This window comes from Tessaracoccus massiliensis, from assembly GCF_000826065.2.
Classification (GTDB): Bacteria; Actinomycetota; Actinomycetes; order Propionibacteriales; family Propionibacteriaceae; genus Arachnia; species Arachnia massiliensis_A.
Genome location: NZ_LN623543.1, coordinates 478,542 through 492,006, shown reverse-complemented (window position 1 = coordinate 492,006; position 13,465 = coordinate 478,542). Strand labels below are relative to the sequence as shown.

Annotated in this window: 11 protein-coding genes, 1 tRNA gene and 1 other RNA gene; 9 read left to right on the top strand and 4 right to left on the bottom strand. The window is 67.1% G+C overall.

Annotated features, from left to right (window positions below):
- Positions 1-104: 104 nt before the first annotated feature.
- A complete protein-coding gene (locus BN1186_RS12810) occupies positions 105-500 on the top strand; it encodes a DUF3052 domain-containing protein (protein WP_040284400.1) in 396 nt (131 codons plus the stop codon).
- Positions 497-2,707 carry a 6-phosphofructokinase gene (locus tag BN1186_RS12805; RefSeq protein ID WP_040284399.1) on the top strand — a complete coding sequence of 737 codons (2,211 nt, stop codon included), beginning with the start codon at positions 497-499 and terminating at the stop codon, positions 2,705-2,707. Before BN1186_RS12810 ends, BN1186_RS12805 begins: the two co-directional genes overlap by 4 nt.
- Here BN1186_RS12805 and BN1186_RS12800 read toward each other — a convergent pair.
- The 4 genes from BN1186_RS12800 to BN1186_RS12785 all read right to left on the bottom strand — a co-directional run bounded on the left by BN1186_RS12800 (position 2,682) and on the right by BN1186_RS12785 (position 7,274).
- Positions 2,682-3,572 carry a hypothetical protein gene (locus BN1186_RS12800; protein WP_040284398.1) on the bottom strand — a complete coding sequence of 297 codons (891 nt, stop codon included), beginning with the start codon at positions 3,570-3,572 and terminating at the stop codon, positions 2,682-2,684. The genes BN1186_RS12805 and BN1186_RS12800 overlap by 26 nt on opposite strands.
- A 418-nt stretch (positions 3,573-3,990) precedes the next feature.
- Positions 3,991-4,067: transfer RNA gene (locus BN1186_RS12795), tRNA-Val, on the bottom strand.
- Between the two features lie 56 nt (positions 4,068-4,123).
- Positions 4,124-4,888, bottom strand: a complete 765-nt coding sequence (locus tag BN1186_RS12790) for a hypothetical protein (protein ID WP_040284397.1) — start codon at positions 4,886-4,888, stop codon at positions 4,124-4,126.
- 1 nt (position 4,889) lies between these two features.
- Positions 4,890-7,274, bottom strand: coding sequence for a D-glucuronyl C5-epimerase family protein (locus BN1186_RS12785; RefSeq protein WP_082031406.1), 2,385 nt, complete (start codon positions 7,272-7,274; stop codon positions 4,890-4,892).
- A 123-nt stretch (positions 7,275-7,397) separates the two neighbouring features.
- Here BN1186_RS12785 and prfB point away from each other — a divergent pair, with 123 nt between their 5' ends.
- The 7 genes from prfB (at position 7,398) to ssrA (ending at position 13,375) form a co-directional block, all read left to right on the top strand.
- On the top strand, positions 7,398-8,510 hold the full coding sequence (prfB, locus tag BN1186_RS12780) for a peptide chain release factor 2 (protein WP_040284395.1): 1,113 nt from the start codon (positions 7,398-7,400) through the stop codon (positions 8,508-8,510).
- A 96-nt stretch (positions 8,511-8,606) separates the two neighbouring features.
- Positions 8,607-9,293 carry a cell division ATP-binding protein FtsE gene (ftsE, locus tag BN1186_RS12775; protein WP_040284394.1) on the top strand — a complete coding sequence of 229 codons (687 nt, stop codon included), beginning with the start codon at positions 8,607-8,609 and terminating at the stop codon, positions 9,291-9,293.
- A gap of 14 nt (positions 9,294-9,307) precedes the next feature.
- On the top strand, positions 9,308-10,210 hold the full coding sequence (ftsX, locus tag BN1186_RS12770; protein WP_218975478.1) for a permease-like cell division protein FtsX: 903 nt from the start codon (positions 9,308-9,310) through the stop codon (positions 10,208-10,210).
- A gap of 32 nt (positions 10,211-10,242) precedes the next feature.
- The gene (locus BN1186_RS12765) at positions 10,243-11,823 is read left to right on the top strand and encodes a M23 family metallopeptidase (protein ID WP_082031404.1); all 1,581 of its coding nucleotides are present in this window, start codon (positions 10,243-10,245) and stop codon (positions 11,821-11,823) included.
- Between the two features lie 22 nt (positions 11,824-11,845).
- Positions 11,846-12,334 carry an SsrA-binding protein SmpB gene (gene smpB, locus BN1186_RS12760; protein WP_040284393.1) on the top strand — a complete coding sequence of 163 codons (489 nt, stop codon included), beginning with the start codon at positions 11,846-11,848 and terminating at the stop codon, positions 12,332-12,334.
- 72 nt (positions 12,335-12,406) lie between these two features.
- Positions 12,407-12,976 (top strand): DUF1707 SHOCT-like domain-containing protein, encoded by a 570-nt coding sequence (locus BN1186_RS12755; protein WP_052460149.1) that lies wholly within the window; start codon positions 12,407-12,409, stop codon positions 12,974-12,976.
- A 29-nt stretch (positions 12,977-13,005) separates the two neighbouring features.
- Positions 13,006-13,375, top strand: a transfer-messenger RNA (tmRNA) gene (ssrA, locus tag BN1186_RS12750).
- Positions 13,376-13,465: the final 90 nt, after the last annotated feature.

Sequence of the window (13,465 nt, the reverse complement as noted above, 5' to 3'; positions counted from 1 at the left end):
CCCCGTCTGCGCGTCTGCGGCGGTCCCCGAGTGAAATCGCGTGCAGAGTCTGGCAGGCTTGGGGTGTGGACAACGCACTAGATAAGGACCGCACGCACGAAGGGATGGCTGGAGCGGACCTGCTCGGGCTCGCGCCGGGGTTGGTCGTTCAGGAGCTCGGCTGGGACGAGGATGTTGACGCCGACCTGCGCGACGACATCATGGACATCATCGACGCGGAGATGATCGAGGACCCGCTCGAGGCGGTGGACGTCACCATTCTGTGGTGGCGAGAGGATGATGGCGATGTCGCCGACGGCCTCGTCGACGCCATGACGGACCTGGGGGAGGACGGCTACATCTGGCTGCTGACCCCCAAGGTGGGTCGCTCGGGCTTCATCGACGCCGCCTCCGTGGGCGAAGGCGTCACGATCGCAGGCCTGTCCCTCACCTCGACGGCGAGTGTGGCGGCAGACTGGCAGGCCACCAAGGTCGTGCGCCCCAAGGGCGGGCGTCGATGACCGCACGCATCGGCGTCATGACCTCGGGCGGCGATGCACAGGGCATGAATGCTGCGGTGCGCGCCATCGTGCGCGCCGGCATCCACGAACAGGCTGAGGTCTTCGCCATCCGCGAGGGATGGCAGGGCGCCATCGCCGGCGGCGACAACATCATGCAGATGAGCTGGAGCGACGTCTCGGGCATCCTGCCCAAGGGCGGTACCGTCATCGGCACCGCCCGATCAATGGAGTTCAAGACCCGCGAGGGCCAGCTCAAGGCGGTGGAGAACCTCATCGGCCGGGGGATCGACCGCCTCATCGTGATCGGCGGCGACGGCTCGCTCACCGGGAGCCGCGCGCTGTGCCTGGCCTGGCCGGAGTACGTGACCGAGTTGGTCGAAGCCGGGCGGATCACGCCCGAGCAGGCAGAGGCCCATCCGCGGCTGCGGATCGCCGGCCTGGTCGGCTCCATCGACAACGACATGGTGGGCACCGACATGACCATCGGCACGGATTCGGCGATGCACCGCATCACCGAGGCCATCGATGCCATCAGTTCCACCGCCGAATCGCACCGGCGCACCTTCATCATCGAGGTGATGGGCCGCCGCTGCGGCTACCTCGCGCTGATGACCGCCATCGCCGGCGGCGCTGATTACACCTTCCTGCCCGAATCCCCGCCCCGCCCCGGCTGGGAGGACCGCATGGTCGACGTGCTCGGCCGTGGCCGCGACGCAGGCCGCCGCGACTCGATCATCCTGGTCGCCGAGGGTGCTGCAGACCGCGAGGGCGCCCCCATCACCGCCGAGCGCGTGCAGGACGTACTGCGCGAGCGCACCGGCGAGGAGGCACGCATCACCATCCTGGGTCACGTCCAACGCGGCGGCACTCCCTCGGCGTACGACCGCTGGATGGCCACGGCGTGCGGCGTGGAGGCCGTCCGGCGGGTGCTGGCGGCAGATGACGAATCTGAGCCGGTGCTGGTGGGCGTGCACCGCGATCAGGTGATCGGGGTGCCCCTGCTGAAGGCCGTGGAGGACACCCACCAGATCGGCGCCTACATCGAGGAAGGCAACTATGAAGCAGCGGTGAGGTCCCGCGGCCATGGCTTCACCTCAATGATCGAGATCTACCGCGTGCTCACCGAAGCCAAGCCCACCGTCGAGATGGCCGAAGACGCCAAGCGGGTGGCCGTCATGCACGCGGGTGCGCTCGCCCCCGGCATGAACCAGCTGGCCCGCGTGGCGGTGCGCTCCGGCCTGGACCGCGGCTACCACATGATCGCCGTCCAGGGCGGCGTCCCCGGCCTCGTCTCCGGAGATCTGCGCGAGGTGCACTGGCACGACGTGGAGGGCATGGCCAACACCGGCGGCGCCGCGTTCGGCACCCGCCGCTACGTGCCCACCGAGTCTGACCTGTACGCCATGGCCCGCACGCTGGAGGAGCACCGGATCGATGCGCTGCTGGTGATGGGTGGATTCCACGCCTACGCCACCGTCGACATGATGGAGCGCGAACGCAGGCGCTACCCGGCCTTCAACATTCCCATCGCCCTGCTGCCCGCGAGCATCGACAACAACCTGCCGTCCTGGCCCATGGCCGTCGGGTCGGATACTGCGCTCAACACCGTGGTCGACTCGATCGACATGGTGCGGATGTCGGCCTCGGCCAGCAAGCGCGCGTTCGTCGTCGAGACCATGGGCCGCGGCTGCGGGTTCCTCCCACTGGTCGGCGGCATCGCCGGCGGCGCCGAGAAGGCGTACCTGCCGGAGACGGGCCTCACGTTGGAGGAACTGTCTACCGACATCGAGGCGCTGGTCGACGCGTTCGAGTCCGGCCGGTCCTTCTATCTCGCCGTGATGGGGGAGGACGCGAGCCCGCACTACACCTCTGATGTGGTGGCTAAGCTCTACGAGGCGGAGGGTAAGGGTTTGTACTCGGTGCGCCAAGCAGTGATCGGCCACGTGCAGCAGGGCGGCAGCCCCACGCCGTTCGACCGGATCAACGCCACCCGGCTGGCCTACAAGGCGGTCGCCAACCTCGACGAGCAGCTGCGTAACGGCTCGGCCAACTATGTGGCGGCGTCGAGTTCGGAACCCGGGCTGCTGGCCCCGCTGCGGACCGTCACGGAGGGCATGGACTGGGACGCCCAACGCCCCTACGAGCAGTGGTGGATGTCGCTGCGTCCGGTGTTCGACCAGCTCAGCCGTCGGCCTGGGCAGGAGTGATCGCGCACTGATCGATCACGACGCCGAAGCTCTCAGCGGCTGCGCATTCCATGGCGATCAGTTGGGTCAGCGCAGGCGCGTCCGTAGACACGGCGGCGGGAATCGTGTCGCGAAACACCAGCGTGACGCCGCCGGATTGCAGCAGGGTGAACTCGACGCGGTTGGCCACGCCGTCGCTGGTGCGCGTGCCGCTGAAGTTGCAGGACACGCCCACCGCGTCGCCTGAGACGGGCACGTTGACGGGTAACCCCTCGGCTACGGCGCTGTAGAGCTGCCTGTGGTCTGCCACCAGATCGAGACAGGCGTCGTCGAGGGAGCCGGTGACATTGGTCAGCGCGACCGCCTGGATGCGCACGTCGGTGACGAGCTCGCGGATGCGGACCAACCGGCGGTCCCCCTGCACGGTCTCGTCAGCGTACAGCTGCCAGCCCGGCGGCATGTCCAGCACGACGCCGTTGAGTTCGAGGCGCACGCCACCGGGGATCGAGGAGACGGGGGAGGGTTCCTCCTCCGGGCCGGTGGGAAGGTCATCCGTGCCCGTCTCCGTGGCCGTGGCCGTGGGAGAGACCGTGGGCAGGCCGGGATCTGGCGGGGGCACCGGTGCGGATGCGCTGCCGGGCGCTGTGCTGACCGGCTGGGTGGTGGGCGAGGGCGGCTCGACCGGAGGCGCCGGCGTGACCGGTTCGGCGGCCGTGGAGATCGGACCCGTGGGGCCGGGGCCGGGCACCGCGACAGGAGTCTCGTCGCGTAGCCCGAAGATGAACCACAGCACACCCACCAGCAGCGCCAGCGCCGCCGTCGTCGCGGCCACGATATACCGGGCGCGCCGGGCCTCGGGCGCCTCCTCCGGCTCCACCTCGACCATGCCGCGCCTCGGCGCGCCAGTTGGGCGTTCAGCGCCGGTTGGTGGCTCAGCCTCGATCCCCGATGGACGGGCGGGGGAATCGGTGTCTTCGGGGGCCAGGGCACGCCGAATCGGTGTCTTCGGGGGCCAGGGCACGCCGGGCCGCGGGGACGTCGGGTGTTGGCGCGTGGGCGGGTGCCTCTGGCGGCTCGTCCTCCGGGGGGAGGCCGCGTCGACCGATCGGGCTGGTCATGACACCTCCTGCACATCTGCGGCACCAATCTACCCGCCCGGTTCAAGAATCTCCGCAGCTGATTCCTGCGAATCTGGCCAACCCGGCGTGCCGGATACTCTCCCGGTTTGGTGTGGATGGCGGCGGAGCTGGCAACGATGCCGGCTCCGGAGTGCCGTGGGATTCCGGCACCCGATGGGCCGGATCTGGTGGGCACAGGCAGACTCGAACTGCCGACTCCCTGCTTGTAAGGCAGGTGCTCTAACCAACTGAGCTATGCGCCCTGGGGCATGAGGCCAGACCCATTGTGTCAGGGCAGGCCCGCAAACGCACACCGCCGTCAGCGGCAGAAGGCCAGGTGCTTGTCCACGAGGTCCTTCGGGGCGCCGTTGTCGCGGGCCCAGCGGCAGATCTGCCAGTTGGGGCCGCTGCGCGTGGTGAGGCGCCATCTGCTGCCGGACAGGCGGTAGAACGCCGTGGACATGTAGCGGTAACCGTCGGGCAGCAGCACCGGCACGTCGACGGCGGTCCAGGAGGAGTTGCTCGACGACCTGGTGCAGCCCTGCACGACGGTGGTGGGGATGCCCACGTCGCGGCGCACCTGATCCTGCGTGACCGCGCAGGGCACCGGCTTGACGTGCACGATGTTGTTGAACACGTACTTGTTGACCGTCTGGTAGCCACCCTTCCCCTTCTCGATGACCGTGGCCATGAGCTGCGAGCGGCAGCCCCCGGACCCGGTCCAGGCGGTGTCGCACTCAGTGCGCCACTTGCGGCCGTTCACTGTGTGGTCGCCCGGGGTGACGAGCGGATTCATGAACGACCAGGATTCGCGGGGGCTGGCCTTGTAGGTGAGGTTGTTGAACAGCCACCCCTGCTGCTCGACGTAGCCCCGGCCGTCGAAGGTGACCGTGGTGGCCTTGATCTCCGTGCGGCAACGCTCCACCGTGCTCGAGTACATCGAGCACGTGGTGCGCCACTCCCGGCCGCCGACCTTATGGGCGCCGGGGGTGGTGTACACGTCGACGTCCGCCGCTGCGGGCGTGGGGGTGACCACGCCCACAACGGCGACGATGACGGCGACCAGCGCCCCGGCGATCCTCACGTCAGCTGGCTGGCTGCGCCAGCTCGTCCAGGTACTCGAGCTCCTCGTAGGGCAGGCCGGTGAACTGGTCCACCAGCGGCGGCAGCTCGTAGGTCTGGCCGTCGATCACGGTGGTGTCCGCACCCTGAGGACGCGCGCCGGTGCGGGCTGTGGAGCCGTTGGCCGACGGCTTGGGCACCGTGTGGTGCACGCTCGGGGCCATGGGGGCCCACCGCTGCGCATACTCCAGCAGATAGGTGTGCTGCGGGAACTGGCGGTAGAGCGACATCAGCTCGCCCACGTGGGTCTCGTGGTAGCCCAGGTGGATGTTCCGGCCGGTGAACCGCTCGGGGATGACGATGTCGGTGGCCTGATTGGTCAGGTTGACGGTGGCGAAATCCTGCCAGCGGCCGTTGTAGTGGGCCTGCAGAGTGGCCTTGCCGGTGCCCGTCAGCGACAGGACGTTCTCCGGGGTTTCGAAGACCTTCAGGTCGTAGCTGGGCTTGTGGGACGCGCCCACCGTCTGCGCCGAGCTGAGCTTCACGTCGTCGAGCAGGAAGACCGTGTCGGCCTGCTGGTACGGGCTGACCATGAACTGAACGCGCAGATCGCAGCCAGCCTTCGGGGCATTGAAACCGAACGTGTAGTCCGTCCACTGGCCGGAGCCGCGCAGCACGTTCTCATAGTGCAGGGTGACGTCGGAGCCGCACTGCTGGTACAGGGCCACGCGGCCGGAGGCGCCGGCCTTGTTGTCCGGGTAGGACACGGAGGCGCGCATGGTCAGCGTCATGGGTTTGCCCGCCACCTCGCGCAGCCAGCTGGCAGGGATGCCCTTGTTGGGGCTGCTCGCAGAGCCGAACTCCAGGCCCTGCCAGGCGTTGCCTCCGGACCGGATCCGGTATCCGCCGGCGGAGGGGCCGGAGTAGGCGGAGCTGCCCAGCCTGGTCCAGCCCTGCGGCATCCCGTTCTCGATGGTGCTGAAGTCGCCGTTGACGAGGTAGGCGTCCCGGTTGGACCAGTTGTCGGTGACCTTCGGCAGCGTGATGGCCTTGTCGTTCAGCCTGGCCGACGAGACGCGCACATTGGATCCGCCGTTGACACGCAGCGGGGCGGCCGGGTAGCCGCGAACGGCGTCGTAGGTGGTCAGCGTGCCGCCGTCGATCTCGAGCTCGTGGATCTTCAGCATGGGCTCCAGCGTGGCGAGGGCCTCGTCGACGAGAGCCTTGACCTTGGCGGGTTCACTGACGGCCCGCGTGCCATCGGCGACCATGCGGCGGTGCCACAGGTTGAGGCCGATGACCGCCTCCAGGTGGCCGTTGAGCACGGTGGTGGGTTCGGGCTTGGTGGGGTACTCCTCGAACCAGAGGAAACCGTGCTCCTCGTTGCGGTGCAGGATGCCGCCGGGCTCGGAGATGGGCACCTCGAAGCTGCGGAACGTCTCCGCGCCGCGTTCCATCCAGTTGCGGTCGCCCGTGAGGTCGGTCAGCAGTGTGAAGGTGGTGAGCACGCCACCCTGCGCCAGGCCTGAGTGCCATGGGCCGACGAGGTCGTCCATGGTGGGGTTGGCGGAGAACCTGAACATGTAGGGGAACCAGCGCACGGTCTCGCCCCGGGCGTTCTTCGTCGTCTCCGAGCCGGCCATGAGGTGCTCGGCGGCCAGCAGCGCCAGACACTTCTGGTCCTCAGCAGCCCTGGAGTTCTGGTCCAGCCCGCGGCGCACCGAAATCACCCTGCGGATGAAGTTGCTGATGGTGGTGGGGTTGTACATGTCCACCGGCGTGTAGGGCGCCTTGATGGCGTAGGGGCGGCCATCGTCGGTCAGCGCGAAACCGCCGGGCAGGGGGGCGTTGCGGCAGAACGTCGGCTTCGGCGGCGGTTCGGTCGGGGCCGGGGGAGCCGTCGGTGCGGGGGCGACCGTGAAGTGGACGATGTTGTTGAACACCCACTGGTTCGACTGCTCGTAGGTGCGCGGCGTCATCGTCTTGACCCCGTAGACGGTGGTCATGATGTAGCTGCGGCACGCATTGCGCCCGGTCTGGGCGGTGTCACACTCGGTGCGCCACCGGCGACCGTTGATGAGGTGTTCGCCCGGCGTCGCGAGCGGGTTACCTGCCCAGGCGGCACGAGGGCTGGGCTTGTAGGTGAGGTTGTTGAATGCCCAGTCGGTCAGTTCCACGAACTGCCCGTCCTCGACCTTCACCACGGTGGCCTTGATCTCGGCGCGGCACCGGTCCACCGTCGAAGAGTAGGGACCACAGGATGTGCGCCATTCGCGTCCGTTGACGTTGTGATAGCCAGGCTGGGTGTAGACGTCCACGTCCGCTGCTGCCTGAGGGGTGTGGGGGAGTGCCACGATACCCAGGGTTGCTGTCAGCAACGCTGCCAGCCCTGCGCCCAGTCGTTTCATCTTCGATCAGATCCTTCTCGTCGGGGTGTGCCGTGTGGCCCCTGCGACAATAACCCCCAGCCAGAACAGAGCCAAACATGCTCTACAGTGCCCCATGAGGTTGTGGGGGTAGAATCGACGATTGTGGCTAACGATGATCTCTCAACCCGCCTGACCGACCTGGGTCATTCGCTCGACTCGATCGAGGCCGTCGCAGACCTCGACAAGGTCCGCGCCGAGATCGCAGATCTCGAGCAGCAGGTGGCCGCCCCCGATCTCTGGGATGACCAGGACAACGCGCAACGTGTGACGAGCCAGCTTTCCGCGAAGCAGGGTGAGGTGGACCGCCTCGTCGGCCTGCGCACCCGCTTGGAGGACGCCGAGCTGATGCTCGAACTCGCTGAGGAAGAGGGCGACGAGGACACCACCGCCGAGGTCATGCGCGAACTGGACAAGCTGTCCCGTGACGTCGAGGCGCTCGAGGTCCGCACGCTCCTGTCGGGCGAATACGACCCGCGCGACGCGCTGATCACCATCCGGGCAGAGGCCGGCGGCGTCGACGCCGCTGACTTCGCAGAGATGTTGATGCGGATGTATCTGCGCTGGGCGGACCGTCATGGGTATCCCACTGAGGTCTACGACACCTCCTATGCGGAAGAGGCCGGACTCAAGTCGGCTACCTTCGCGATCAAGGCTCCCTTCGCCTACGGCACGCTGTCTGTCGAGCAGGGCACCCACCGACTGGTGCGGATCTCGCCCTTCGACAACCAGGGTCGCCGCCAGACGTCGTTCGCCGGCGTGGAGGTGCTCCCGGTCACCGAGGAGACAGATTCCATCGACATCCCGGAGTCGGACATCCGCATCGACGTGTTCCGGTCCTCCGGCCCCGGTGGTCAGTCCGTCAACACGACGGATTCTGCCGTGCGTATCACCCACCTGCCCACCGGCATCGTGGTGAGCTGCCAGAACGAGAAGTCCCAGTTGCAGAACAAGGCAGCGGCGCTGCGGGTCCTGCAGTCCCGCCTCCTCGAGCAGGCCCGCCAGGATCGCGAGAAGGAGATGAACGCGCTCAAGGGTGACGGTGGCAACTCCTGGGGTGCGCAGATGCGCTCCTACGTGATGAACCCGTATCAGATGGTCAAGGATCTGCGCACCGAGCACGAGGTGGGCAACCCTGAAGCCGTCTTCGACGGCGACATCGACGGTTTCATCGACGCCGGCATCCGATGGCGGAAGAAGGCCGAAGTCGACGCGTGAGCGCGGCGTGTCGCTGGTGATGTCTCCGGCCGTCTCGCCTAGACTCCTCAGCGCTGAGAGTTTCTCAGTATCTTCCCCAACCGCCGGAGCCCATCAGTGATCACCTTCGAGGACGTCACAAAGTTCTATCCAGGCCAGCAGAAGGCTGCCCTGCGGAACGTCAACCTCGAAATCGGCCGTGGCGAGTTCGTCTTCCTCGTGGGCCAGTCCGGCTCCGGCAAGTCGACCTTTCTGCGGCTGATCCTGCGTGAGTACCGCCCCTCCAAGGGCACGCTCTACGTGGCGGGGAAGAATCTCGGCACGCTCCCGCAATGGAAGGTGCCAGGCCTCCGCCGCCAGATCGGCACCGTCTTCCAGGACTTCCGGCTGCTGCCCGGCAAGACGGTCTATGAGAACGTGGCATTCGCGCTACAGGTGATCGGCCGCTCCGGGCGTGAGATCCGCCGCGTCGTGCCCGACACGTTGGAGATGGTGGGCCTGGCGGGCAAGGAAGAGCGACCCTGCGAGGAGCTCTCCGGCGGCGAGCAGCAACGCGTCGCCATCGCCCGGGCCTTCGTCAACCGCCCCAAGATCCTCATCGCCGACGAGCCCACCGGTAATCTCGACCCGGAAACCTCCGTCGGCATCATGAAGCTGCTCGATCGGATCAACCGGGCGGACACCACGGTCATCATGGCCACCCACGACTCGTCCATCGTCGACCAGATGCGACGCCGGGTCCTTGAGTTGCGTGAAGGCGAGCTCGTGCGGGACCAGGCCAAGGGCATCTACGGAACGGCATAGGGGACACATCACCGATGAGGCATTCACTCCGCGAGACCTGGTCCGGTCTCAAGCGCAACATCGCCATGACGATCGCCGTCGTGGTCACCATGGCCGTGTCCCTGACGCTCCTCGGAGCGGGCCTGCTGACGTCCATGGAGGTCGACCTCACCAAGCGCACGCTCTACGACAAGATCACCGTCCAGGTGTTCCTGTGCACGGAGAACACGCAGGGCGGGCGCTGCGAGGCGGGGAAGGGCACCACGGACGCCCAGCGCGAATCCATTGAACAAACTCTCAACGCCAACCCCGAGGTCTCGGAAGTGGTCTACGAATCGAAGGAGGTGGCGCTGGCCGAGTTCCAGCGCGTCTTCGCCGATTCACCTGCAGTGCACTCCCGCACCGTTGACGACATGCAGGATTCGTTCCGCGTCAGCCTCCACAACCCGGAGAACTACGCCGGCGTCTCCACGGAGGCCCGTGGCCTGCAGGGCGTGCAGGCGGTTCAGGATCAGAATTCCATCCTCGAGCCCATCTTCAAATGGTTCGGCGCGTTGCAGTGGGCCACGATCGGGATGAGCGTCCTGCTGCTCGTCGCCGCAGCCCTGCAGATCGTCAACACCATCCGGATGGCGGCCTTCTCCCGACGTCGGGAGATGGGCATCATGCGCCTGGTCGGCGCCTCCAACATCTACATCCTGCTGCCGTTCCTGCTCGAGGCGCTGATCGCTGCTGTGATCGGCATCGTGCTGGCGGCGGGAGCCATCACTGCGGCCTACTGGTTCGTGATCGACCAGAACGCCCGAACCTCAATCTCCGCTTTACCCTGGATTGGTTGGGGTGAGCTCGTGGCTGCCATTGTGTCCATTGCAGTAGTGGGCATCGGCTTGGCGGTCGTACCCACCCTGATTGCCACCAGACGATATCTGCGTATCTAGAGGAGTTGAACGTGAACCGGGACCTTCCCCCCATGCCCGAAGTTCGCACATGGTTTGCAGGACTGAGCCGCGGCATCGTTGCCGCTGTGCTTGCCCTGCTGCTCGGGTTGGCCAGCTGGTCGCCCGCACAGGCCGACGAACTGGACGAACGGAAGACTGAACTCCAGCGCGAGATGGCCCGGCAATCCGCCGCCATCAACGACGCGCAGGCCCAGCGAGATTCCGCAGTCGAGGCCGCACGCGCGGCCCGCACACAACTTGCAGATGCTGAGGCCGAGCTCGCGAAGGCCGAGTCAGCAGTCCGCGCCGCCGAGGAACTCGACCGGCAACGTGCCGATGAGCTGAAGGCCGCAGAGGCTGCCCTGGAGCAGGCCGACGAGGATCTGTACCAGGCGGGGCGTGACCTCGACCGGGCGAAGGCCGATGTCGCAGCGGCGCGCGCCGCCCTCGATTCGGTGAACAGGAGGCTCAACGAGGAGATCCTTGTCACCACCCAGCACAGCACCGGACTGGTCAACCTGGCGCTGATCTTCACCGACATGGACGCCTCCAACATCAACCAGCGTGCGCAGATGGCGCACACGCTCTTCGATTCGTCCGCCCAGCAGCTCGACGAGATCGAGATGCGCAGGCTGTCACTCGAGGACGCCGAGGCGCGTGCGGGCGAGGCCCGGCAGGCGGCGGATGCAGCGCAGCAGGCTGCGGACGAGGCCAAGGACGCGGCAGACGCCGCGCGGCGGAGTGCAGCCGAGCAGTTGAAGGGCAAGAAGGCCGCCCAGGGCGCGGCAGAGGACCTGCGCTCCGAGGTCGCCGGTCTCGTGGCCGCGCGTGACAAGGCCGAAGAGAAGGCACGCAAGCAGGTTGCCGCGGAGGAGCAGCGCCAGCGTGAGCTGGAGGCGGAGAACGCCGACGTGGAGAAGCGCATCCAGCAGCGCATCGAAGCGGAGAAGAAGGCTGCCGCCGAGAAGGCGGCCCGGGAAGCTGCTGCCAAGGCTGCGGCTGAGAAGGCGGCCAAGGAGAAGGCAGCCCGCGAAGCTGCCGCCAAGGCGGCGGCAGAGAAGGCCGCGGCTGACAAGGCGGCTGCTGACAAGGCCGCCGCCGCAAAGGCAGCCGCTGCCGCGAAGCCCGCGCCGGCTCCCAAGCCGCAGGCCGCTGCCGCCCCGAAGAAGGCCAGCAAGGCGGCCGCCAGCGCTTCGTCGTCCTCGCGGAGCAATTCCGTGTTCATCCGCCCCGTCGAGGGGCGCCTGACGTCGAAGTTCGGCATGCGACTGCACCCTGTGCTCGGCTACCGCAAACTGCACGACGGGACCGATTTCGGTGCCGCCTGCGGAGCCCCCATTCGCGCCGCTGCCGACGGTGTCGTCACCGAACGCTACTTCAACCGCGGCTACGGCCATCGCCTGATGATCGACCACGGAAAGGTGGCCGGGTCCTACGTGACCACCGGCTACAACCACGCCACCCACTACATCGTCAGCGTCGGGACCCGGGTCAAGCAGGGCCAGGTCGTCGGCTACGTGGGCTCCACCGGATACTCCACGGGTTGCCACCTGCACCTGATGGTGTGGCAGAACGGCAAGGTCGTCAACCCGATGGCCGGCTGGTTCAGCTGACGCTTCGTGGTTTAATTGCCGGATGCCCAGGGAGACCGGAACCAAGCTCGTCGCACAGAACAGGAAGGCCCGCCACGATTACCACATCGGTGACGTGTACGAGGCGGGCCTGGTCCTGACGGGCACCGAGGTCAAGACTTTGCGTGCTGGTCGCGCGACGATCGCCGAGGCCTACGCCCACATCGACGACGGGGGTGAGGCCTGGCTGATCAACGCCAACATCCCCGAGTACGAGTTCGGCACCTGGCGCAACCACTCAGCCCGCCGTACCCGCAAGTTGCTGCTGCACCGCCGCGAGATCGACAAGATCGCGCGCACCATCGGAGACTCCGGCCGTACGCTGATTCCCCTCTCGCTGTACTTCAAAGACGGCTACGCGAAGGTGGAGATCGCTGTGGCCACCGGCAAGAAGGACTGGGACAAGAGGCACGACATCGCCGAGCGTGACGCGAAGCGCGAGATGCAGCGCGCTCTGGCGCACCGCAACAAGTACAACAACAGCCGCCGGTAGGGGAGAGATCCAGGGGGATTTCAGGGGCTTTCCCGGTACCGATCCGGTGCTCCAGCGGAGACACTTGGTTACATGAGCGTCTACCACCAGTTTCCCGGGGTCACCGACCAGCAGCGCGACCGAGCCGTCAACCACCTTCAGGCGTGCTACGCCGACAGGTCCATCGACGAGGCCGAACTGGATCGGCGCCTCGACCTGGCGCTGAACGCCCGCGACCGGGTGGAACTCAACCGTTCCCTGATGGGGCTGGCCCGGATCGCGCCGGCGGTGCTCACCCGGCCCCGGCCCGGGCAGCCGACTCCCGCCGAGAACATGGGGGCGGGGCTGACCCAGTTGTCGGGTCTCTTCACCTGGTTCATCGGGCCCGCCGTCGTGAAGGCGGCGTCAACGCCGGGCAGCCGGGTGTGGTGGGAGGCCAGCCGCGCGCTGAGCCTGCAACTGACAGCGGGTGCCGTCGCGGCCGCAGCGTTCCTGCTGGCGGTTGTCTTCGGCGCGGAGGGCCTCCTGGCGCTGGGCTGGCTGGCCTGGTTCGCCGGGACCATCTGGGCCTCGGTGCGGGCATTCAACGGCAAGTCGGGTACCGGTGCCTTTGAGCCCGTGCTGCTGGCCCGGCCGGAGCGACCGAGGCCCGCCTTGGGCTGAGGCGCTACACTGGAGGAGACAACTCAACAGGGGGTGACTGGTTTCGACTCGGGACGATAGTCCCAGGAGAAGCGGGCCGAGGATCCACGTTTATCTCGTTAACGCTGCGTGGAAACCAATAAGTGCCAACAACAACCGCACTGACTTCGCTCTCGCTGCCTGATCAGCGACCGAAGGGTCAGCCCGGAGACGCCTTCGCTCCGGTTCCTGGCCTCATCTAGAAGGCTTGCTGAGTAGCCTGCGTATCAGGGGCTGCTCGGGACTTTACTGATACTGGGTCCGTCTGCACCGTGCCGACGAAGAGTGCAGGGACCGAGAAAACGCCTAGGTTCGGCTGCGCCCGGAGAAGTCCTGGTTCATCTCTTGAGGACGCGGGTTCAATTCCCGCCACCTCCACCCCTGTGCCCCTGTCAGTTCGCTGACAGGGGCCTTTTCCTTGTCAGGTGCCATTTGGTTCGAGGGTCGTCATGTCGCAAGTGCTCTTAGATG